Here is a 22,750-nt window from a genome sequence, read left to right on the forward strand (position 1 = left end):
TTTCGTTTGTCATGACGCGAAGGCTGGATTGCGCCGTGCGCCCATTCTCAGCACGAAATAGATCGCCCCGCCGATTCCGACGCCGAAGAACCAGCCATAGGTACCCCACCAATCCGGCAGGATGCTGGTGAAGGTCGGCAGGATCGAGGAGAATAGCGCGCCGACCGCGAATGCGATGAAGGCATTGCCGTGCCATCCGTTCTGGAAGCGGAACTCGCCATTCTCATGGTAGAGCGCCTCGACGTTCAGCTGGCTTTTACGGATGAGGTAGTAGTCCACCATCATGACGCCGAAGATCGGTCCCATCGTCGATCCGATGAAATTGACGAAATGCGCCGCACCCGTCTCCCAGGGGGCGAACGGGTAAAGCACGAGAGCGATCATTGCGGCGATATATCCGCCGCGTTTGAAGTTGATCTGGCGTGGGAAGACATTGGCGAAGTCGAAGGCCGGCGACACGAAATTCGCCACGACGTTGATGCCGAGCGTCGCGATCGCAAATGTCAGTGCCGCAAGCAGCGCCAGGAACCAGCTTTCGAATTTCCCCGATATCATTTCCGGATGCAGCAGGACCTCCCCGTAGACGGTGAAGGCGGCGGTGGTCGTCACACCGGCGACGAGGCAGAACGCCAGGAGATTGATCGGCAGTCCCCAAAGATTGCCTTTCCTGAGCGCCTTTTCATTCGTTGCGTAACGCGAAAAATCGCAGAAGTTAAGGTAGAGCGCCGCGAAATAGGTGATCCAGGTGGCGGCGACGGCGGCAAGCGCTGCGACCGAGCCTGGCTCGCCCGGCACGCCGGCATCCTTGGTCTTTTCGATCAGCACGTCGCGCGGAATTTCGGCACCGAAGGAGAAGGTGCCTGATTTGACGACCAGATAGACTGCAAGGATCAGCATCATGATCCAGACGGCCGGACCTGCCCAATCCTGGAACTTGCGAACCGTTTCCATCCCCCGCTGGATGATCAGCAGCTGCAGCGCCCAGACGATCACATAGCAGATAACCTCGAGGGTCGAGTGGCCGAGGAAATGACTGTTCTGATGAAAGGCGAGCAGGCTGTCGTTGCGGATCAGCAAGGCGACGATGGCGCCGGATGCGGCGGCGGTCTGCGCGCCGTACCAGAAGCAGGCGACCACGGCCCGGACCAGGGCCGGAACATTCGCCCCGAAGGTGCCGAAGGAGGCGCGCGCCAGCACCGGAAAAGGTACGCCGGTGCGCACGCCAGCATTGCCGACCAAGCTCATCAACACGAAGATGACCAGCGATCCGATGCCGATGGCGATGACGAAATTGACGAAGCTGCCGCACAGCAGGAACAGGCTCGCCGCCAGATAGTAGCCCCACAGGCTGTGAACGTCGGATGTCCAGACGTTAAAGATACTGAATGCACCCCATTTGCGCTCCTTGGCGGGTGCAAGATCCTCGTTGTACAACGAGGGAGACGGATTTCGAATGCTCATGAATGCCCTCCCATATCCCCTGAGGTCAAATCGACCACAGCTGGAAGTCTGCTCTTCATTTATGCATCTGACAATTTAATAGTCACATTATGCACATCTCTTGGCGATGCCTGAGAATTAGCCATCGCCTGAGCTGGACCGGTCCTTGGCGAAGCCGTTCACTGCGAGCCGACGACACGCCCAGCCAGGCGAAACGGGCTTGCAACCGCGGCACCTGCAGCGTCGAAGACGTAAGCGCCGACGTCACCAGCGGTCGAACGCCTGCCGCTCTCGAAGGAGGCGAGCTGCGCGCCGAACCTGGCGAGTGATGCGTAGCGGTCGTGCCCCAGCCCGTCGGACGCCTGGATCGACGTGATGTCGATGACCCGAAGCCTTTCCTTCACGGCAACCTCCTCGACGACGGGATCGTCGATATCGAGGCGTCCGACGCGCGGACGCTCTCCGGCGATGAAACTCGAGGCCACGAGCGCCCGGTCGTCCTTCGAAACGAGAAGCGATATCGGGATCGGCATCCGCCCGACGTCATTCAGCTGAGCGCGGAAAACGTCGACATCGATGTCGGGAGCGGCGAGCAACACCGCCAGTTTGCCGATGACATCGTCGCGATGCTGCAGCTTGAGCTGGCGCACCGTTTCCATAACCAGGAACCCGCCCATGCTGTGTCCGAAAAGGACAATGCGCTTCACCTTGCCCGAAGCCGAGAGCGACGTGACGAGCGAGGCGAGTTCGGTGCGCGAAGACAGGGCAGCATCGCGGTCGGCGACATAGCCGGCGACTGCCGCGGCCGAAGGCCAGGAAAACAGAATCAGAGCCCCCGGCATATTCGCATCTGCGGCGATCTGCGCGGTGCGATAAAGCGCCTCCTGGTAACTGTAGTTGTAGCCATGCACGAAGATGCCGACGGTGCCGTCGGCCTGCACGGAACCGAGCGCCCGTTGCACGAAGGCATCCTTCGGCAGTTGCTCGCGCTCGATGACGGCAAATTGCCGCTCGGGATCCGGCTTCGCTGTCGGATAGGTGATCGCGGTATCCTTTCGGTCGGGAGGAACCGAAAACTCATACTCCTCATAGGTGAGCGTCTCGGCCCATGCGCTGCCGAAACCGCCGCGCACGCTGTCGGGGGTTCGATTCGTGGCGGCGAGGACCCTCACCCGATCCGTGGCCTTCTCGCCATGAACCTGCTCGTTCAGCAAAACGCGCTTATCGAGATGCACGGGTTGCAGGACATCCGGCGATGGCCGCGTGGCGCAGCCGCCAAGCATCGCCAGGGCCATGCCGACGAGAATGACCGCAGCGATCCTCGGCGGACCAGCAGGAGTTCCCTTCGACACCCCTCGGGAATACCGCTCCGCCATCGATCCATTCTTCGAAAGGTCGCTGGCGGTCAAGAGTGTGGCTTTGCCCATGTCGTCACTGGGAGTGCGGTTCCCGGTCCCGCTTGGGATGGCAGTAGCTTGTGCCATCCCACGCATTGCGTTCCAGTCCGTGTTGCAGCCACGGCGGCGTGAAGTAGCCATTCGCTTTCCTCACGCCTCTGCCGCGGCATCGGACTGGGCGCCTTTATCCCTCGGGATCCTGAACCACGCGACATAGAGCGCCGGCAGGAATAGCAGGGTGAGCGCGGTTCCGACGACGATTCCGCCCATCATGGCGTAGGCCATCGGTCCCCAGAATATCTCGCGCGAGATCGGGATCAGCGCGAGGGTGGCTGCCGCTGCGGTCAGCATGATCGGCCGCATGCGATGTTCGGTCGCCTCGATGACGGCCTGCCAGGCCGGGACACCTTCGGCGCGCAGATGCTCGATCTGCACGACGAGGATGACGGAGTTGCGGATCAGGATGCCGATCAGCGCCAGCACGCCGAGGATCGCGACGAAGCCCATCGGCGCATGGCTCAGCAACAGAGCCGCAACCACGCCGATCAAAGCCGTCGGAGCCACCGCAAAGACCAGGAACAGGCGGCTGAAGCTCTGCAGCTGGATCATCAGGATCGTCGCCATTACGAACAGCATCATCGGAGCGACCGCCGCGATCGGCCCTTGCGCCTCGGCGCTGGATTCGACCGCGCCACCGATTTCCACCTTGTATCCTACGGGCAGGTTCTTCTGGAATTCTTCCACCTTCGGCTTCAGCTGGTCGACGATCGTGGCCGGCTGCGTCGAACCGATGACGGCCGCCTTGAGCGTGATGGTGGGCTGCCGGTCGCGACGCCAGATCGTCGGCTGCTCGAGCTCGTAGCGGAAATTGGCGACGGCCGAGAGTGGCACGACCTTGCCGTTGGAGGTGGAGAGCTGGAGGTTCTGTAGCGTCTGGATGGAACCGCGCTCCGATGCCCTCGCCCGCCCGATGACATTGACCAGGTAGATGTCGTCGCGGATCTGCGTCGCCGTCGAGCCTTCGACGATGCCGTTAAGGGCGGTGGCGATATCCTCGGAGGAGACGCCGAGCTGGCGCGCTTTGTCCTGCAGCACATCGACCTTGACGACGCGGGAGGGCTCGTTCCAGTCCAGGACCATGTTGGCGAGAAGCGGATGCGCACCGACGATGCCGGCAAATTGCTGGGAGATGTCACGCACCTTCTGAATATCGGGGCCGCTGACCCGGTACTGGACCGGCTTACCCACCGGAGGGCCGATATCGAGGAGCTTGACGAAGGCGTCGGTGCCGGGGAAGGTTTTCGTCAGATAGCCCTGCAGGTCCGCCCGCACCTTGTCGCGCACGTCAAGCCCCTTGGTGACGATCACCGTCTGTCCGAACGAGACATCAGGCGTCTGCACGTCGAAAGAGAGGATAAAGCGCGGCGCGCCCTGGCCGACATAAGTCGTCCAGTGATCGATGTCCTTGTTGCCGGCCAGCATCTCCTTTTCGAACTTGGCCATCTGCCTGTTGGTCTCGGCGATCGAGCTGTTGTGCGGCAGGTTCCAGTCGATGACGAGTTCGGTCCTGTCCGAGTTCGGGAAGAACTGCTGCTGCACCAGCCCCATGCCGCCGACCGAGAGGCCGAACACGCCGACGGTGAGCGCGATGGTGATCCAGCGCCAGCGCATCGCCAGCCCCAGAAGCCAGGAGAAAAAGGAGGCGAAGCGGCCCTTCTTCTCGTGATGCGACTTCATGGTCTTCGGCAGGATGGTGACACCGAGAAGCGGCGTGAACAGCACGGCCACGATCCAGGAGACGACCAGCGAAACCGCGATGACCACGAAAAGCGTGAACGTGAATTCGCCTGCGGCGCTGTTGTTGAGACCCACGGGAATGAAACCCGCGACGGTGACCAGCGTTCCCGTCAGCATCGGAAAAGCCGTCGATGTGTAGACGTAGGTGGCGGCTTTCTTCAGATCGTCGCCCGCTTCCAGACGGGCCACCATCATCTCCACGGCAATCATGGCGTCGTCGACGAGCAGTCCGAGCGCGATGATGAGCGCGCCGAGCGAAATACGCTGCAGCGAGATGCCGGAATATTCCATCACCACGAAGGTGATGGTGAGCACGAGAGGGATGGAAATCGCTACCACCATGCCGGCGCGCAGGCCGAGGCTGATGAAACTGATGACGAGCACGATAGCGATCGCTTCAAAGAGCGCTCGGGTGAAGCCCGAAACCGCTTCGTCGACGACATCAGGCTGATCGGAAACGCGGTGCACATCAACGCCGATCGGAAGATCGGCAACGACGCGTTTCATCTGCGCCTCCAGCGCCTCGCCGAACGCCAGCAGATTGGCGCCCTGCTTCATGCCGATCGCAAGCCCGATCGCCGGTTCGCCATTGAAGCGGAACAGCGACGACGGCGGATCGACATAACCGCGCTTGATCGTGGCGACGTCGGTCAGCGGAAAGAAGCGGTCGTTGATGCGAAGGTTGATCGACCGCAGGCTTTCCTCGGAGGTGAACTGTCCGCTCACCCGCAAGGCTATGCGTTCCGGCCCGGCATCGACGAAGCCGGACTGGGTAACAGCGTTCTGCGCCTGCAGGGTGCTGATGACCGACTGCTGGTCTATGCCGAGTGCTGCGATCTGGCGTGTGGAGAATTCGAGGTAAATCGCCTCATCCTGAGCGCCGACCACATCGACCTTCCCGACATTGGGCACCGTCAGAACCTCGGAGCGGGCGTTTTCCACGAGGTCGCGAAGCTGCCGCTGGCTCAGCCCATCGCTTGTGAAGGCGTAGATGTTTCCGAACACGTCGCCGAAGCGATCGTTGAAGAAAGGACCGACGACGCCGCTTGGGAAATCCCCCTTGATATCGGCGATCATGTTGCGGATGCGCAGCCAGGTCGGCGCGACATCCTTAGTTTTGGTGGTCGGCAGCAGCTCGACGAAGACGGTCGTCTGGCCAGCGACGGTCTCGCTCTTGGTGTAGTCGAGCGACTCCAGTTCCTGGAGCTTCTTCTCGATCCTGTCGGTCACCTGGCGGGTGACCTCTTCGGCGGAAGCGCCGGGCCACTGTGCCGTGATCACCATCGTCTTGATCGTGAAGTTCGGGTCTTCCTCGCGGCCGAGGTTCAAATAGGAGAAGGCGCCGGCGAGAATGAAGACGATCATGAAGTACCAGACCAGCGAACGGTGTTCGAGCGCCCAGTCGGAAAGGTTGAAGGACTTCACTGGCTGATCTCCTGGTCGATCCTGATGGTCTGGCCATCTTCAAGTTTATGCACGCCTGCCACGGCCACCCTGTCTCCGGGCGCAAGCCCTTCTGTGATGCGCACAGTGCCGCCTTCGACGGCGTCGCCATCGATCTTCACGCGGCGCAGCGAGACTTTCTTGCCCGGCACATCGACGATCCAGACGCTCGGGCCGTCGGTGCCGGCAAGGATTGCCGAAGACGGCAGCACGATCTCAGGATCGGCGGCGATGGTGGCCGAGGCTGATATAACGGCACCGAGCCTGAAGGCCTCCGGCGGATCGGCAAGCGCGATCTTCGTTCGGCTCGTGCGGGTCGAGGTGTCCGCCTCCGGCGCGATCTCGCGCACGATCCCCGACGCGCGGATCGCAGGATCAAGCTGCAGCGTCACTTCGAAGGGCGCGCCGATCTTCAGTTTCTGGGCGGCCCCCTGCGGCACGTCGACCACGGCGTCGCGCTTGTCCGGCCGCGCGATGGTCACGACCGTCTGGCCGGCCGATACGACCTGCCCGACCTCGGCAGAGGCCGCGGTCACCACACCGTCGAATTCCGCGCGAAGCTGCGCATAGCCGAGCTGCTCATTGGCCTTGTCGAAATTGGCCTGCGCCTTGGCGACCGCAGCCGTGGCCGACCGTCTCGCCTGCTCGGCCTCTTCGAGCGAAGCTTCGGTGCCGGAGCGCGACTCCACGAGCGCGCGCTGGCGCTGCTCGGTGGTGACCGCGTTCCTCAACTGGGCGTCGCTGTTTTCCACATCGGACTGGGAACTGCGCACGGCAAGCTCCAGCGCCACCGGATCGATGGCGGCGACGACGTCGCCCTTCTTGACGACATCTCCGACATTGACGTTGCGGGCAATCATCCGCCCGAGAATCCTAAAGCCGAGCTCGGTCTCGATCGTCGGCTCGACTGTACCGGTCAGGCTGAGACTGGTGGCAGGCGTCTGCTTGGCTATTATCGACAGCACGGGACGGGGCGCTTCTTCCTTGTTGTCCTCTTGCCGCGTGCAGGAGGAAATCAAGGCCGTACCCATCATTAGTGCGACTATCTTGGGACCAATACTCACTTGGAAGCTTCCTTGACATAAGAAACGATTTCACCGGGCCTGAGGAATTTTGTCCCTTCAGTCACCACGACCTCTCCTGCCGACACGCCCGATTTCACGATGAAGCTGCCGGTCTCGTAGCCGGTGACATCGACCGCCCGCACAGAGACCGCTGACGATGTGGGATCGGCGATCCAAACGGCTGGCTTGCCGTCTTTGGCGGTCATTGCCGACCAGGGAAGCTGAATAACGTCCTGGGAGACGTAGTTGAATCTTCCGACGACGGGAGCGCCCAGCGGAATGGGAGCGTCGCTTGAGATCGCGACCTTGACCTTGATGGTGCCGGTGGAAGAATCGATCGTCGGCGAAATCTCGCGAACCTTCGCCTCGATCTTTTGCGTCGGGTCCGACAGAAGGGTCACGGTCCCGTCACCTTCGATCGGGCGCAGGAAGGCGCTTTCGACCACGTCGAAGACGGCGTCCCGATCGCCGTCATGGGCAAGGGTGAAGACGACCTGAGCGGCTTGCGCCACCTGCCCGACCTCGGCATTGCGGGCGGTGATCACCCCGTCGGCGTCCGCCTTCAGCTCCGTGTAGGACAGGGTATCCTGGGCAGTTTCGAAAAGCGCCTGTGCCGACTTGGTCGATGCCTGAGCGGTCAGAAGCGCCTCCTGCGCCTGATCGAGCGCAGCGCGGGTCGTCACCTGCGTTCGGAACAGGCTCTGCTGGCGGTCGAATGCCAGCTGCGCCTGGGTCTGCTGGGCTTGCGCCGACTGAAGATTGGCCGCCGCCACGTCCAGATCGGCCTTCTGTTCTTCCGGATCGATGCGGGCCAAAAGCTGCCCCGCCTTCACGGATTGGCCGATTTCCACCAGCCGTTCGACGATCTTGCCGCTGACGCGAAAGGACAGATCGGTCTGAACACGGGCGCGGACTTCTCCCGTGATCGCACCGCCCTGGACCAGCGGCTCAGGCTTGGCGACGACAACACCGACCTGCCTCGGGGCTGGCTCGGCCGGTCGGCTGTCATTACTGCATGATCCGAGACCGATGGCGCATACGATCGCCGCGGCGACCTGAATGGTTCTCATAGTAGACCTCTTGCTCTCAACGGCAGCTTCTATATAATTGACTGACTATTTAGTCAATGAAACTTTGTGCCGCAGGGAATGAGAGCGTGCATGATAAAGGGAGGCGAGGAAAATGGCAGCTCAGAAGAAACTCACACGCGCGGAACAGAAAGCGCTGCGACCCATCCAGATCTTGGATGCCGCTTTCGAGGAATTTGTCAGAAGCGGTTTTGCCGGAACACGGGTCGAAGACATCGCCGACAGGGTCGGCGTCACCAAGGGCACGGTCTACGTCTATTTCGAAACCAAGGAAAACCTATTCGAAGCGATGATCAACCACTTCTCCGTGCCGTTTCAGGAATTGGTCGTGATCGCCGATCGGCTCAGCGGCAGCGCTACCGACAGGCTGGTTTCCATTCTGGGCCTCTTCTACGAGCAAATTCCCGAGGACCGCGCGACGCGCGAGTTGATGCGACTGGTCATTTCGGAGGGACAGCGCTTTCCCGACCTGATCGATCGCCACCACGATCAGTTCATTGCGCCGATCATCGCCAAGATCGACGCTCTTATCCTCGAGGGCGTGGCCTCGGGGGAGTTTCGTCAGGTTCCGGTGGAATTTTCCGACATCGTGGTCGCGCCCATCCTGACGACGACGGTTCTGCGGCTGATATTTGACGATCGCCGCGTGCCCACTCCCAACAAAGAGGCCTTCTTGCGGACCTATTTCGACCTGCTGTTCAACGGCTTGCTCGCCAAGCCTCACTGATCGCCAATGGCGCCAGCGCACGCGATCATCGCGCATTTGCGGCAGCGCTGCAGCCGGTTTTCGCCGAATGAGAAAAAATAGGCTGCGGCGCACGTAGCTTTTCTGAAGTTTTTATGTGAAAACATCAAGTTAGCTTGTGCCTTCGAAGGCATGACCTCAATTCGCGACGGAATAAAGTGGAACGCAAAGTCAATCTCAAGGATGTCGCGCGCGACGCGGATGTATCGCTGAGCACAGCCTCGCACGCCCTGAACGGAACCGCGCCGCTGACGATAGAAGTGCGCGAACGGGTTCTGGATTCGGCCAAACGCTTGGGTTACCTCGACCGTCGGCGAAAGAAGGCGACGATTGCGGCGCTGCGCGTTTTGCTTCTCGCCATTCCCGACGATGCGGCGCCGGAGAGTGACCTTAACCTAGTGAGCTGGACGATCCTCAACGGTCTTCGAAGGGAGTGCGAGCGTCGCGGCATCCGGATCGTACCCTTCGTCAGCACCGGACGGCGCATTGACGGCGCTCATGTCAGGCAGATCGCGCTTTCGGAGCGTGCCGACGGGATCGTGGTCCTCAACGACGATCAGCCGGAACTCATCCGCAGCCTCGCCTCCCCCGATATGCCTGTTGTCATCGTCAATGGCGAGGATCCCGCCATGCTGGTTGATACGGTAACACCCGAAAACCGGTTCGGAGCACGGCTCGGCATCGCGCACCTGCTGGCGCTCGGGCATCGCCGCATCCTCCACCTGACCTGGAAGGGCCGCACGACGATCCAGCGGAGATATGACGGCTTTTCCGATGCCTATTTCGCCGCCCAGCTTCGCATGCCGGACGATATGATTCTGGAGGCCGAGGGATATGAGCCAAGGCACGGCGAGGCTGCCATCAATGCCCTGCTCGACCGCGATCCTACGCTGAAAGGCGCGACCGCCGTCTTCTGCGCAGCCGATAATCTGGCGCTGGGTTGCCTGAAGGCATTGGCCGATCGCGACATAGGCGTGCCGGAAGCGATATCCGTGCTGGGCTTCGACGATATCGTCCCCGGCGAATTCAGCCGTCCGCCGCTTTCAACGGTCAGCGTTCCTACCGACAAGCTCGGCGCTGCCGCCCTGGCACTCATCGAACAGAGGTTGATCGCCAACGACCCGCAGCGGCCGGCCCATCGCCTGGAACTCGGATGCCATCTCGTCCTGCGCGGCAGCGTCGCGCCGCCACGTCAGGAACCCGTCGGAAGGCGTCAGAATCCCAAAGGCTGAAAAGCCTGAATTAACGCAAGCGCTCTGCCCGCAGCCGCGTATCGCGCGGGCTCTCGCCAAAGGTGCCGCGGTAGATGATGGAAAACCTGCCCGCATGCGCAAAACCCCATATCGCGCAGATCTCGCGGACGGATCGTTCGTTCGTTGGATCCCGCAGTTGTTCGCGGGCTGCCTGCAGCCGGATGGAGCGCAGATAGCAAGCCGGAGAAGTCCCTCTGAAAGCTTTGAACCCCGTCTGCAGCGCGCGAAGGGAAACGCCGACATTATCCGCAACCATCGTCATGGTGAGAGGCTCGGCGATCTTGGCATGCATATAGTCGATGGCCCGTCGGACATGCCAAGGCGCAACCAGCGATATTTTCTTTTTTTCCATTTGGCCTGAAAGGCGGTGGTGGCCAAATCGGATCACGAGGTGAGCGAGGGTCTCGCTCATCGTCGCCACGGCAAGAGGTGAAGACAGAAGCGGACCGCCGTTGCGCATGCCCTGCACGATTGTCTGCACCAGATTACCGACAAGCTGTCCCGACTGTGTCGCAATATCCAGGTCGGGTTCCAGATCGAGCGAGTCAGAGAGCGGGGTTTCCACAAGTGAAACCAGCATTCGTTTCACGATTTTCCAGTCGAGGAACAGTACATCCGATATGTGCGGGCCTTGGATGAAGCGATCATTGGCCTCATGGTTGTTGGCCATGAGAAGATGACCCGCTCCGCTTTCAATTATCCTTTTTCCAATGGACAGTCGAAAGGATCCCGTGTGCGGAATGTAAAACGCAAGGTGTTGCGGAGATTCGTCGAGCGTTCGGATTGTCCAGGAACCCTCGTACACCGAATGAATCACCGTGAGTGCCTCGGCCCTCCTTAAGTCCGCCGCCCAAGCGAAGGTCCGGTCGTTATTCAGCGGCTGCGCGCCGAAAACCCCGTATCCTGCCGAAAAAGCTTGAACCATCGATTCGAAGTTGGTGCCTTGATGTGTCGGCACAAACCCGTAAGCCTCAGGCTCAAGAACGCGGGCTGTATTCTCGGATCTCAATGAAAGCATGAGACTTCATTCTTTTCACTAGCCACACGAGACGTGACCTCGACTGGCCTGACCAATCTCGATGGGGTAAGCAGGACCGCCAAAACCATGGATGAATTCCTTGCTTTTTCTGGAAACAAAACGTGCTATGCATAGGTTCACACCTACAGTGTAAATCAAAACGATCCGAAAATGAAGTACGCTCCCCTAAATCATATCGCCGCGCATTTTTTGCGAGACGCACAACCACCGCGGGTTGCCTCGCGCAATGAACGGGACCTGTTGAGGTTGATCTGGAAGTCTCCCGGAATCGAGCGTGCCGAGCTGACCGAGCCGCTCGATCTCACCCAGCAATCCCTGCACAGGATCGTCGCCCGGCTTCATGAGCGAGGAATGATCGTCTATTCGCATTCGGAAGGCCGGCGGGCGGGTCCGCCCAGCCCGGAGCTGACCCTTCGAAAAGACTGGTGCCTGACACTTGGAATCTCCGTCAACGTCGGCTCGATCGGCCTTTGCCTCATGGGTTTCGGCGAACCTTTGGAAAACTTGGAAATCCCGCAGGCAGGCACTTCGCTTTCGGCTGAGCTGAAACGGATCGAAGCGGCGGTCGAAGACATTTTGGCTCGCCGGGGCGCCAAACGGCGCGACGTCCTCGGTGTCGGCCTGGCGGTCAGCGGCCACCGTATGCTGGAGACGGCCTTCAATTGTCCTCTGCCACTCGCCCACTGGTCATTGATCGACCTCGCGCCGTTGCTTGGTAAACAGCTTGGCTTGCCGGTCTGGGCAGACAATGTCGCCAGGACCGCGGCTTTGGCGGAAGCGATCTTCGGCGTTGGCCGTGATGCTGCGGATTTCGCTTATGTCGCCCATCTTCATGGCTATGGCGGCGGCCTGGTTTCCGGGGGCATGCCGTTTCGCGGCAGTTTCGGTAACGCCGGTGAATTCTCCGTTCTCTTCGCGCGTCAGGACTACGACGACCGCCCTGCACTCGGCCAATTGCTTGAATATCTTCGGAGCAAGGGGCGCTCCGACTTAAGCCTCAAAGATCTGAAGAACGAAAACCTGGTGGATTGGGATGGCGTTCGCGAATGGGTCGACCGCGTCACCCCAGCGCACAATCGCGCCATCAATGCGATTTGCGCGATATTCGACCCGGCACTCATCGTCCTTGGCGGCGAGCTTCCGCATTCGCTTGCGAGAATGCTTATCGAACGGACCGAATTCAATAATCTACCTCGGCACGGCGTATTGCGCGACGTTCCCAGCCTTGCCGTGGCACAGATCATCGATGCCCCAGGCGCAATCGGCGCGGCCCTGATCCCGCTAATCGAAACCGTTTTGTGATCGCTCATTGGTAGCAGCGTCTCGACGACGGCCGCGATGGCGGACATCGTTTTGGTCAGGCGGCGGATCGGCCGCACGATCTGTCCGAGGCTCACAGCCGTACCAAGACCCAGCGATATCAGCGCGCCGATCGCAAGCCGATATAGCTCGTGTCGATCGTGGCGTCCCTGAGCTTCCAGGTACAGGTAGATTTATGGCGCCTGGCTCTTGAGTTCGGAATACCGAAGCCGCCTGCTAACGCTGAATGATTCATGGAAACGGTAAACAGGACGCAAGACGGCAGCGCCGGCTATACGATCAGCCAACGCTGCCACGAGCGGCTTGAGGACGTCTCGGGGTTATGCGCCCGCCTCGTTCACTTCATGCCCGTTCCGGCAATACCGGTGGTGATGTATTTCTGCAGGAACAGGAAGACGATGGTGACGGGCAGCAGGCTGAGGAAGGTCATCGCCAAAATATAGTGCCACTGCACCGAGAACTCGCCTTGGAACGCGTTCAGGCCGACCTGCAGCGTAAAATTCTCGCGGCTGTTGAGGACGATGAGTGGCCAGAGGAAATCGTTCCAGCGCCAGAGCACCGAAAAGATCGTCAGCACCGCAAGCGCCGGCGCCGTCAGCGGCAGGATGATGCGCCAGAAGATGCAGAATTCGCTCGCCGCGTCGACGCGCGCCGCCTCGATCAGTTCATCGGGTATGGTCAGCATATATTGCCGCAGCAGGAAGACGGCCGTCGGAGAGGCGACTGTCGGCAGGATGACGCCCCAGAGATTGTCGGCAAGCCCGACCCCGACGATGACGAGGTAGGCCGGCACCATGACGACGGCGAGCGGGATCATCAGGGTCGAGATGATGATGACGAAAACCGTCGTGTCGCCCCGAAACTTGTATTTCGACAGCGCAAAGGCCGCCATGGCGTTGACGATCAGCGTCAGCAGCGTCGCGACCACGGTGACGAACACCGAATTCTTCAGAAAGGTCAGGAAGTTGAAGCGCGTCAGCGGATCGGTGTAGTTCTCGGTGGCAACCGTCAGGTGCTGCACCGGCGTCATCCCCTTAACGTCGACGCTGACCGGCTGTCCCGGATTTGCGGGATCGACCATCTGGGCCTTGAGGCCGATGCGCCGCACCATGGCCATTTCGCGCGGCTGGCCATCGATATTGACCTGCCAGAGGCTGAGCGGCTTATCGAAGCCGGGCACGGTCCGCTCCACGGCGGCGCGCGGGAGCAGCGTTGGCGGAAATCGGGTGATTTCTGCCGCCGGCTTCAGCGAGGAGAGGCCGGCCCAGACGACGGGAACGAGCACCGCCAGCGTGCCACCGATCAGCCAGACCCATGACAGAATATCGGTGATGTCGATGCGTCCGGCCCGGCGCGTGCGCGCGAGAAAGCGGATCGGATTCATAGAGCTGTTCATCTCAGGACTCCATTCGCTTGCCGAGGCGCAGCTGTATGAGGGTGAGAACCAGAAGGACCAGCCCCATGAGAACCGATGCGGCCGACGCCAGTCCGAACAGGCGAAGGTCGCTGCTGAATGCCATCTGGTAGATATATTGGACGATGAAGCTGTTGGCCGTGCCGGGGCCGCCGCCATTGGTCAGAACCCAGGCCTCGTCGAAGATCTGCACGGACTTGATCATCAGAAGGATGAAGACGACAAGCAGGTTCGGAGCCAACAGGGGCAGCGTGATCCTGAAAAGCGTGCGACGTGGCGATGCAGCATCGATGGAGGCTGCTTCGTAGAGCTCCTTCGGGATCGCCTGGAGACCGGCGAGCAGAATGAGCGTGTAGAAGCCCATATGGAACCAGACCGACACGACGACGACAAAGAAGCGCGACCAGCCGACATCCAGCAGGAAGATCTCCGGGGGAACACCGATCATCTGAAAGAAGGCGTTCAGCAGCCCGTTGCGATCGAGGAACCATTTCCAGATCAGGCCGATGACGACGGGCGACAGTAAGACGGGATAGAAGAACATCGCCCGGAAGAAGCAGCGCGCAAAAATCGCCCGATTGAGGATCAGCGCGGTGATCAGCGCTACGAGCAACGTGGCGACGACGTTGAACCCTACGAACCACAGCGTGTTCCACACTGCCGTCCAGAACAGCGATTCCTGGCAGGTTCCCGGCTGCAGATAATTGCCGCAGGAAAGCAGCGTGCGGAAATTGTCCAAGCCGACGAAGGGCCGCTCCGACACGAAAAGATTGGTGCCGCCGGTGAAGGCGTAGCCCACCGCGATTGCGATCGGAAGGAACGTGAAGATGGCAAACAGAACGAGGTTCGGCGCCAGGAACAGCCATGGCATGCGCTTGCGGCCGAAGATCCGTTCAATCACATTAATCGGGGCTTCGACCACCCTCATTGCCGTTTCGCCTGTCTGCGACAGCAATGCACCTGCTTTGAGCGCCGCCATATTCAGCGCCTCCCCTGCCCGGGCCGCCGGGCAAAAGCCAGGCCGCTTTCGGGATCGAACAGATGGACCCGCCCCGGGGCGGCGTCGATCATGATGCGGTCACCCGGCGCCGGCGCGAAATGGCCGGCCTCATGAACGATGACCTGCTCGTCGTGGCCGGCAAGGTTGCCGTAGACATAGGTCTCGGTGCCGAGGCCCTCGTGATACTGGACGACGAACGGCAGGCCCTGCTCGCCGACGCGTGAAAAATGCGCGGGCCTTATCCCGGCAAGAACGGCCTGCCCGACCGCGATGCCGGCAGGGTCGACATCGCTGACGATCTTACCGCCGTTGTCGACATCGATGGCCACACCGCTTTCACCGATAGCCGAGACCTTGCCCTTGATGATGTTCATGCGCGGCGAGCCGAGGAAGCCGGCGACGAAGAGGTTGCGGGGATTGTCGAAGAGTTCCAGCGGCGCGCCGACCTGCTCGACCCGCCCGGCGCGCAGCACGACGATCTTGTCGGCCATCGTCATCGCCTCGACCTGGTCATGCGTCACATAGATCATCGTCGTCTTGATCTCGCGGTGGAGCTTGGTGATCTCAGCTCGGGTCTGGACGCGCAGCGCCGCGTCCAGGTTCGACAGCGGCTCGTCGAAGAGAAAAATATCCGGTTCGCGTACAATGGCCCGGCCGATAGCAACACGTTGGCGCTGGCCGCCCGAAAGCTGCTTCGGGCGCCGGTCGAGATAGGGTTCGAGCGCCAACATCCTGGCGGCCTCGGCAATACGCGCCTCGATCTCGGCGCGCTTGAACTTCAGATTTTCAAGGCCGAAAGCAAGGTTCTTGCGAACGCTCATGTGCGGATAGAGCGCGTAGGACTGGAAGACCATGGCGATCTTGCGCTCGGCCGGCGAGAGTGCGCTGACATCCCGGCCTCCGATCGCGATTGCCCCCGACGTGACCTCTTCGAGGCCGGCGATGACGCGCAAAAGGGTCGACTTGCCGCATCCCGACGGACCGACGAAGACAACGAACTCGCCGTCCTTGATATCGAGTTCGACGTCGTGCAGGACTTTGACCGAGCCATACGACTTGTTGACGTTGGAAAGTTTCAGTTCTGCCATGCCCCACTCCCATCGGGTGCCGCCGTTTCGAAGACGACGTCAATTGCGTTCCAGCCTTGCGGCAACGGTGTCGGCCTGGTGATCCGCACCTCGTTCATCAATACCCTGGCAACCCCCGCCACGTAGACGGCCGGCATTCCCCCCGGATAATTCTCAAGACCGATCACCCGCCCGTCCGAGCCGCGCGTCCAGGCATTTGCGCGGCCACCGCCGTCGGCCTTCGGGGCAAGATCGGCACTGGTCGGGCGCAGGTCGTAGGATTGAGCGGTGCCGAGTTGCCCCGGCTGCTGTTCCAGGCCGATGCGTCTCAGCGATACGTTGCGGATGCCGGCCGGTGCGGCCGCAATGACGGTGATTGCCCCTTGCATCTGCCCGCTGACGTCCTCGACGATGAGGTTCCCGATGGCGCCTGCAGGGCGCTCGGTGACACGGTCGACGATATTGACGGTCAGCGCCTCACCGGACCCCCAGAACCCATCGGGCGTCTCGCGGCACTCTACCGCGATCCGCGAAAACCGGACGTTCGATATCCGGCCGCCGTCGCGGGAAAATATGCCGAGCGCCCGGTTGGATGATGAGACACTGCAATCCTCGAAAACGACATTGGTGATGTCTCCATGCGTTTCCGTGCCGATCTTCAGCGCGCAGCTAAGGCTCTGAACCGAGCAGCGGCGGATAAGAATATTCTCGCATCGCCCGATGGCGACACCCTGCGGGCCGATGCTGGTCTTCAGGCATATGCCGTCATCGGCCGTCGATATCGTGCAATCCTCGATCACGGCGCCGCGGCAGGCATCGAGCACGATGCCATCCGTATTGGGAAGGCGGCGGTCGTTTTCGATGGTGACGTTGCGGACCGCGACATCGGTGCAGTCGACGAAGTGCAGCGTCCACATCGGCGAGCGGCTGATATGCAGCGCGCTGATCTCGACCTCGTCGCAGCTTTCGAAGACGACGACGCGGGGGCGGAATTCCGCGGGGATGAAGGTCCCCACCGTCTCGTCATCTCCGATGATGAAGCTCTCGCAGCCGGCTTCGATACGCCCCGGCCCCGTCAGTCGGATCCTCCGCGCGCCCTTGGCGACGATCATGCCACGGTCCGACTTCTCGGCGATCACCGAAACAGTCGTATGCGCGTAGGCGCTGTAATCCGGAACGGGACGCAGGATCGCGCCGGCGGCCAGATGCAGATCGACACCGGATCTGAGCCGCAGCCCCCGGCAGATGTGAATGCCTGCAAGCAGCTCCAGCCGTCCGCCGCCGGAAGCCGATAGAGCGTCGATCGCCGTCTGAAGCCGGGCCGTGTTGTCGCCATCGACCGCCTCAATCGCGACGAGGGATACCGCGCTCATTGGCGACGGCCGTTTTCGAGGATGACCTCGGTCAGCAGCAGCATGGTCAGCGCCTGGCCGTACGGCGTCGGCACGTTCGGGATGCGCCGGTAGAAATCGAGGTCGTGCCCCATCGGCGTGCCATCCGAGACGCCGTGGACGACGCCTTCCTCGTCGATCTGCGCCAGCACCGCCGCAAGCGCGCGCTGGGCATAGGCCTTGTCGCTCTCGTCGAGAATGCCGGCATCGACAGCGCGCAGGATGCCATAGGCAATGCCAGCCGTGGCCGAAGTTTCCACCGGCGACGATGGGTCGTCCAGAAGGGTCGTGAACATCCCGTCCGGCCGCTGATATGCCTTCAGCGAGCGCACCTGGCTGACGAGAACATTCGAAAGGAAACGCCGGTCCTTTTCGCCGAGCGTCGGGACGAGATCGAAGAGTTCCGGAATGGCGACGGTAATCCAGGCATTACCGCGGGCCCAGAAGGCATTGGCGAAGTTATGCCGGCCGTTGAAGGTCCAGCCGTGATACCAGAGACCGCTGACCGGATCGGAGAGATAGCGTGTGTGGATCACGAACTGATAGACGGCCTCGTCGATCCAGTCGCTGCGCTCGCAGAGCACGCCGGCCCGGGCGAGGAACAGGCAGGCCATGAACAGCGTGTCGTCCCACAATTCGCCGTCGTTAAGCCGTTCCTTGACGACGTGCTGAAAGCCGCCCTCCTCGGTCTTCGGCAATTCCTTGACGAGCCATTCGGCCCAATCCTCGACGAGCGCGCGGAAATCGGGCCGGTCGACATGCTGGACGAGGATTGCCAGCGGCAGCATCGGCGCCGTGCTGTTGATCTGGCGCGGCGGCAGGCCGCGTTCGATCTGGCCGGCATACCAGGCGACGAGTTCCTCCAGCGCCTTTTGGTCATTGGTGGATATGGCCCGCCGCAGGAAGCCGTAGAGGCCGACGCCGACTTCCCAGTCCCATTCGTCGAACTGAATGCCGGAGGTGGAGCTTCCGGTCACCAGACCTTCCTTGATGCCTCTGAGCCGGCTGAAAGCAGTCGCCACCCGATCGATCGTCGTCAGGAGGGCGGCGTTGTCGACAGATGTTGTGTTCATGCGGGAGACCTATGTTTCAGGAATAGAACGGTCCGTCAGCGCCGGCGCTGGAGGCCGCACTGTCGTGGGTGAGGATCGGGTGCGGCTGATCATGCGTGAACGGCCGGGGCTGGCCGGCGATCGACAGACCGTCGGCATAGGAGAGAGAGATCACCGGGCCACCCGGCGGCGTCAGCGCAAGGCGCCGAAGCGCGGGATCGAAGGATACCGTCGTCTGGCACAGGCGCTCGAGGAAGGCTTTGAAGGCGTCGCCATTGCCGCATCCGACAATGGCCGCCCAACCGCAGAGTAGCCCATAGGAGCGCGCCTCGCGGCCGGCGGTCGGGCCCTCGGTGATCAGTTCCAGGCCGTTCGATGCCCAGAGGGCGGAAAATCCCCGGCCCGATCGCGCGATCAGCCACTTGCCTTCGACAATGAGATCATCGAGGCCATCGCGGCCGATATAGGCATGAGTCCATGCATGTCGTGCGGCGCTGGTATCCTCGATCAGAAGGGCGATATCGCGATGCTGGGCGACGCGCGGCAGGATGCCGTTGCCGGCCCAATAGGATGGCCTTTGATTGCCCCAGGGATCATCCTCGCCGGGATGATTGACCCACAACCTCGCCATCGGATGGCCGGCCAGCCTGACATCAAGGACGTGCTGCTGGTGGCCTTTCCCGCCGGTCTTATGATCGACCACCGTCGAAAGCTGCGCCGCCTCGTTCTTGAACAACACGAGCTTTCCGCTTTCGAGCCCCTGGCTGTAGCGCGCCTCGACGCTTCTGCCCCTGGAAAGGGCGGCAAGCTCAACGAGATCGGCGGGCGGCTCGTAGCCGCCGGCGCAGAACATTGTCAACGCGGCGACACCGTTGTTCAGCCAACCAGTTCCAAAGGCGACCTGGGCGAAAGGCGCGAGCTCGGTCAGCGGGCCGGCGCGCAATTCCTTGTCGTAGGCCCGGCCCTGCGAACCGGCCGGAACGCCGGCCAGCGTATGAAGGGCGATCATACGAAAGATAAGATCGATCTGGCCGCGGGCGCGATCGGCAATCCCGCTCTCGGCCCAGCGCTCCAGCGCCAAGAGACCGATGAAATCGATCGGGTAATAGGCGGCCGAATTCCACTCCGCCAAGCCATGGGCCTCGACGCTGTCAAACCAGCGCCCTAGGCGCTCGACGGCGAGTTCCGCCTGCTGCCGTCCCGTCCGCCCCGAGGCCGAAAACACCGCCTCGGGCAGAAGGAGTCCGGCCAGCAACTGGCTGGTATGGAAGCAGAGCACGTGGTTCTCGCTCCAGAACCACATCGCATCATTGCCCGGCTCGTCGACCCAGTAACGATAGCAAAGAACGGAACGGCGGATGCGTTCGACCGTGGCTTCCGGCATCCGGTCGCCATAGGCGCCGAGCAGCCACAAGAGCGGCACCATGATGAAATCCGAGCAATCCTCGCGCGCATCGATGGAGGCAAGCGTCGCATCGACGATGCGGTCGAAGCTCTCCTGGTCGAGATGGCGGGTTTCCATCATCGCGATGAGACGTCCGGCGCGATTGGCGCCGAAGCGAGCGCTGTATTCCAGCGCCTGGCGCTTGCGGGCGGAAAGCGAGGTCTCTGCAGGCAATGGCGAAAGGCTGCTCATGAAGGCGGCATCGATAACGCGGGTGACCGAACCCGGGCCGGAGCCGATCGTCATGTGGATACCGTGATAACCGTCCGCAATGCCGCAGACATCTTCGGCGATCAGACGGCTCTGATGGGCGCACAGAGTCAGTTTCGAATGGGCGAGAACGGGCCGCTCGTGGCCATGGCCGACGACCTTGAGCTCGACGGGCAGGTCGCGCTCGGGCGCGGTGTCAAAGATGATCTCCAGCGGCTGATTGACGAAGACGTCGCGGGCCGGGCGCACGCCGCGCGAAAGGGCTTCCAGCTCACGCACCTCGTCCTGATCAAGCGATACCGGCAGCAGCACGCGGAGCGGCTCCCTGTCCAGCATTTCGAGTTCGAAGAACCAGGTCGTGTCACGCTCGGCAAGGTCTTCGGTGTGGACGAGAATCTCGTTGTCGCCGGCCTCGAGCATCAGCGTTATCTCAGTTGCGCTCTCGACGTTGCGCTTGAAGGGCTCGAAGCGCACGGCCTCTGTGCCGTTAACCCAGATGCGAACCCCGCCGCAGGTCTTGAGAGCCAGATTGAGCCTGCGCGGAGCCTCCGTCCTGAACGTGCCCTTCAGCCATCGCCTGATATGCGTCGGCACATGCCAGAAGCTGGTAAACTCGACGCGGCGGTTCGAGCCGGGGAGATTGAGGCTTTCGGTCGGCCAGGACGTGTCGGGCATGAGCGGCCGCCCCACCATGGTCGACCAGAAGGCCTTGCGGCACGGCAGGTCGCCGACATCGACGAAACCGTTGATGAAGCGATAGTTCACGCGATCTTCGGCGAGCGCCGGCTCGCCGGGGAAATAGCTGGCGATGAGGCCCGAAACGGCCCATGCCGTTATCGTCTGGCCCTCAGCCACGCTGTATGCCGGCGCCACGTCACCCGGCTGCTTGATGCTTTCCGTTTTCACAGATCGCCTCCTCCGCAATAAAATGAAAATATTTTCATTATGTTATTTTGGTGCGTGATTTTGCAGATCGCTCAAAAACATCGCTATTCGCATAGAAAATAGCTTGACGGGATGAATGTCAAGTATATGAAATTCACCCATCGATGGTTTACGCCACGATTGATGAAAATGTTTTCATGGGAGGATGAAAATGAAAACCTATCTTTCAGGGGCTTTCGCACTGGCGCTTGCCACCGTTTCTTTTGCATGGTCCAGCGTGGCCATGGCCGAAACCCAGACGATCACCTTTCTCTTTACCGACGACGACCAGGCTTATGTCGAGCGGATGGAAGCGCTGAGCAAGGAATTCGAGGCCGCGCATCCGGACATCAAGGTGAATTTCGTCTCGTCGGGTTATGATGCGGTCGCCAAGCAGCTGCCGGTGCAGCTTGCCGTCGGCGAAGGCCCGGATGTCGCCAAGATCACTGACTGGCAGCTGGCGCCCTATTATCTCGATATGCGCCCCTTGATGAAAGATCCCGATGGTTTCGCCAAGCTGCACGGCGACAGCCTGAACACGCTTCGTTTCCCCGGCGTCAACGATCCGAACTCGATCAACGGCTATGTCGCGTCGCAGACCTTCAACCTGCCCTTCGTCAACAAGACGCTGTTCGAACAGGCGAAGGAACCGCTTCCGAAGCCGACCGCCACCCTGAAAGACATCGTCGAGGCTTCCGCGCGCGTCGCCAAGGCGACCGGCGCCCAGATCCCGTTCACCATGGACCGCTCGGGCCACCGCTTCTCGGGTGCTGCCTTCTCCTACGGCTCGAACTACGTCAAGGACGGCAAGTTCGCCTTCCCCGACGATGCCGCCAAGCACTACATCACCGATCTCTACAACTGGACGAAGGACGGCTCTTTCCCGAAGGAGATGTGGGGTGCTGCCGGCGGAACCCAGTACAAGAACATGGGTGACGAGTTCGTCAACGGCAATGTCGTGACCTATCTTGCCGGCAACTGGATGGTCAATCCGTTCCAGAAGAAGATCGGCGACGCCTTCGACTGGACGGCGATCAGCGCGCCCTGCGGCGATGCCGGCTGCTATGCGATGCCTGGTGGTACCGCGATCGTCGGCTTCAAGCGCACCAAGTACCCGCAGGCCGTCGCCTCCTTCATCGAGTTCCTCGGCTCTGAAAAGGTCCAACGCGAAGTCGCCGAAAACTACGTCATCCTGACCGGCGCCGACATCAAGGACCCGCAGTACAAGCTCGAGAGCAAGAACGCCAAGGACGCCATGGCCGTCTTCCTCGCAGCCCGCGACAGCGCGCCTCAGGCCGCCCGCGACCTGGAGCGCCTCAAGGGATCTGGGGCCATCTATCAGTTGATCGTCCAGCGCATGAGCCAGTTGATCGTCGGCGAGCTTTCCCTCGACGAGACTTTCAAGGCGATGAGTGCAGACGTCGACAAGGTCAACGTGGCGCTCGCCGCCAACAAGTAACCGGCCGCGCCTGCGCCCTCCGCAGAATGCGCGCTGTATCAGCCACGGTCTCGCAACAGGCCGTGGCTGATCGTTTTTGTCCGATGACGAAGGCGTCGTGACACGAGCCTCGGGAGAGGCTATAGCCGTTGTCAGCTTGGGCCAGCCATGCGCGATGTCAAATCATAAACGCCGGCAACCCGGATACGTCCGGCGACCCAGCG

Annotated in this window: 16 protein-coding genes; 4 read left to right on the forward strand and 12 right to left on the reverse strand. The window is 61.4% G+C overall.

What is annotated here, in order from left to right:
- Positions 1–9 precede the first annotated feature (9 nt).
- The 5 genes from GR197_RS04620 to GR197_RS04640 all read right to left on the reverse strand — a co-directional run bounded on the left by GR197_RS04620 (position 10) and on the right by GR197_RS04640 (position 8,211).
- On the reverse strand, positions 10–1,461 hold the full coding sequence (locus GR197_RS04620) for an NCS1 family nucleobase:cation symporter-1 (protein WP_164007023.1): 1,452 nt from the start codon (positions 1,459–1,461) through the stop codon (positions 10–12).
- 158 nt (positions 1,462–1,619) lie between these two features.
- Positions 1,620–2,735, reverse strand: coding sequence for an alpha/beta hydrolase (locus GR197_RS04625; RefSeq protein WP_246724486.1), 1,116 nt, complete (start codon positions 2,733–2,735; stop codon positions 1,620–1,622).
- A gap of 252 nt (positions 2,736–2,987) precedes the next feature.
- A complete protein-coding gene (locus tag GR197_RS04630) occupies positions 2,988–6,059 on the reverse strand; it encodes an efflux RND transporter permease subunit (protein WP_164007025.1) in 3,072 nt (1,023 codons plus the stop codon).
- Positions 6,056–7,141 carry an efflux RND transporter periplasmic adaptor subunit gene (locus GR197_RS04635; protein WP_164007027.1) on the reverse strand — a complete coding sequence of 362 codons (1,086 nt, stop codon included), beginning with the start codon at positions 7,139–7,141 and terminating at the stop codon, positions 6,056–6,058. Before GR197_RS04635 ends, GR197_RS04630 begins: the two co-directional genes overlap by 4 nt.
- Positions 7,138–8,211 (reverse strand): efflux RND transporter periplasmic adaptor subunit, encoded by a 1,074-nt coding sequence (locus GR197_RS04640; RefSeq protein WP_164007029.1) that lies wholly within the window; start codon positions 8,209–8,211, stop codon positions 7,138–7,140. The genes GR197_RS04635 and GR197_RS04640 overlap by 4 nt, the downstream gene beginning before the upstream one ends.
- 112 nt (positions 8,212–8,323) lie before the next feature.
- Between GR197_RS04640 and GR197_RS04645 the strand changes: the two genes are divergently transcribed.
- Positions 8,324–8,956 carry a TetR/AcrR family transcriptional regulator gene (locus GR197_RS04645; RefSeq protein WP_164007031.1) on the forward strand — a complete coding sequence of 211 codons (633 nt, stop codon included), beginning with the start codon at positions 8,324–8,326 and terminating at the stop codon, positions 8,954–8,956.
- 176 nt (positions 8,957–9,132) lie between these two features.
- A complete protein-coding gene (locus tag GR197_RS04650; protein ID WP_164007033.1) occupies positions 9,133–10,206 on the forward strand; it encodes a substrate-binding domain-containing protein in 1,074 nt (357 codons plus the stop codon).
- 10 nt (positions 10,207–10,216) lie between these two features.
- Here GR197_RS04650 and GR197_RS04655 read toward each other — a convergent pair whose 3' ends face one another.
- Positions 10,217–11,245, reverse strand: coding sequence for an AraC family transcriptional regulator (locus GR197_RS04655; RefSeq protein WP_164007035.1), 1,029 nt, complete (start codon positions 11,243–11,245; stop codon positions 10,217–10,219).
- A 171-nt stretch (positions 11,246–11,416) separates the two neighbouring features.
- Here GR197_RS04655 and GR197_RS04660 point away from each other — a divergent pair, with 171 nt between their 5' ends.
- Positions 11,417–12,568 (forward strand): ROK family transcriptional regulator, encoded by a 1,152-nt coding sequence (locus tag GR197_RS04660; protein WP_164007037.1) that lies wholly within the window; start codon positions 11,417–11,419, stop codon positions 12,566–12,568.
- Positions 12,569–12,923: 355 nt separating this feature from the next.
- On the opposite strand, the gene GR197_RS04665 is transcribed toward GR197_RS04660, so the two are convergent.
- The 6 genes from GR197_RS04665 to GR197_RS04690 are packed head-to-tail and all read right to left on the reverse strand — an operon-like array spanning position 12,924 to position 21,070.
- Positions 12,924–13,970: a carbohydrate ABC transporter permease gene (locus GR197_RS04665; protein WP_204330066.1), complete on the reverse strand. Its 1,047-nt coding sequence runs from the start codon at positions 13,968–13,970 to the stop codon at positions 12,924–12,926.
- Between the two features lie 13 nt (positions 13,971–13,983).
- Positions 13,984–14,979, reverse strand: coding sequence for a carbohydrate ABC transporter permease (locus GR197_RS04670; RefSeq protein WP_164007041.1), 996 nt, complete (start codon positions 14,977–14,979; stop codon positions 13,984–13,986).
- A 2-nt stretch (positions 14,980–14,981) separates the two neighbouring features.
- Positions 14,982–16,088, reverse strand: coding sequence for an ABC transporter ATP-binding protein (locus tag GR197_RS04675; protein WP_164007043.1), 1,107 nt, complete (start codon positions 16,086–16,088; stop codon positions 14,982–14,984).
- Entirely contained in the window at positions 16,076–17,440 is a 1,365-nt protein-coding gene (locus GR197_RS04680) for a glycoside hydrolase family 28 protein (protein WP_164007045.1), read from the reverse strand. The genes GR197_RS04675 and GR197_RS04680 overlap by 13 nt, the downstream gene beginning before the upstream one ends.
- Entirely contained in the window at positions 17,437–18,531 is a 1,095-nt protein-coding gene (locus GR197_RS04685) for a glycoside hydrolase family 88/105 protein (protein WP_164007048.1), read from the reverse strand. The genes GR197_RS04680 and GR197_RS04685 overlap by 4 nt, the downstream gene beginning before the upstream one ends.
- 16 nt (positions 18,532–18,547) lie before the next feature.
- On the reverse strand, positions 18,548–21,070 hold the full coding sequence (locus GR197_RS04690) for a hypothetical protein (RefSeq protein ID WP_164007050.1): 2,523 nt from the start codon (positions 21,068–21,070) through the stop codon (positions 18,548–18,550).
- A 190-nt stretch (positions 21,071–21,260) separates the two neighbouring features.
- Between GR197_RS04690 and GR197_RS04695 the strand changes: the two genes are divergently transcribed.
- Positions 21,261–22,547: an ABC transporter substrate-binding protein gene (locus GR197_RS04695; RefSeq protein WP_164007053.1), complete on the forward strand. Its 1,287-nt coding sequence runs from the start codon at positions 21,261–21,263 to the stop codon at positions 22,545–22,547.
- Positions 22,548–22,750 lie beyond the last annotated feature (203 nt).

The sequence above is a fragment of the Rhizobium phaseoli genome (genome assembly GCF_010668805.1).
GTDB classification, from domain to species: Bacteria; Pseudomonadota; Alphaproteobacteria; order Rhizobiales; family Rhizobiaceae; genus Rhizobium; species Rhizobium phaseoli_A.

Bases quoted from the DNA above. Each gene is read 5' to 3' on its own strand.
- GR197_RS04620 (WP_164007023.1), bottom strand. From the start codon at position 1,461: ATGAGCATTCGAAATCCGTCTCCCTCGTTGTACAACGAGGATCTTGCA.
- GR197_RS04625 (WP_246724486.1), bottom strand. From the start codon at position 2,735: ATGGCCCTGGCGATGCTTGGCGGCTGCGCCACGCGGCCATCGCCGGAT.
- GR197_RS04640 (WP_164007029.1), bottom strand. From the start codon at position 8,211: ATGAGAACCATTCAGGTCGCCGCGGCGATCGTATGCGCCATCGGTCTC.
- GR197_RS04645 (WP_164007031.1), top strand. From the start codon at position 8,324: ATGGCAGCTCAGAAGAAACTCACACGCGCGGAACAGAAAGCGCTGCGA.
- GR197_RS04655 (WP_164007035.1), bottom strand. From the start codon at position 11,245: ATGCTTTCATTGAGATCCGAGAATACAGCCCGCGTTCTTGAGCCTGAG.
- GR197_RS04660 (WP_164007037.1), top strand. From the start codon at position 11,417: ATGAAGTACGCTCCCCTAAATCATATCGCCGCGCATTTTTTGCGAGAC.
- GR197_RS04665 (WP_204330066.1), bottom strand. From the start codon at position 13,970: ATGAATCCGATCCGCTTTCTCGCGCGCACGCGCCGGGCCGGACGCATC.
- GR197_RS04670 (WP_164007041.1), bottom strand. From the start codon at position 14,979: ATGGCGGCGCTCAAAGCAGGTGCATTGCTGTCGCAGACAGGCGAAACG.
- GR197_RS04675 (WP_164007043.1), bottom strand. From the start codon at position 16,088: ATGGCAGAACTGAAACTTTCCAACGTCAACAAGTCGTATGGCTCGGTC.
- GR197_RS04680 (WP_164007045.1), bottom strand. From the start codon at position 17,440: ATGAGCGCGGTATCCCTCGTCGCGATTGAGGCGGTCGATGGCGACAAC.
- GR197_RS04685 (WP_164007048.1), bottom strand. From the start codon at position 18,531: ATGAACACAACATCTGTCGACAACGCCGCCCTCCTGACGACGATCGAT.
- GR197_RS04695 (WP_164007053.1), top strand. From the start codon at position 21,261: ATGAAAACCTATCTTTCAGGGGCTTTCGCACTGGCGCTTGCCACCGTT.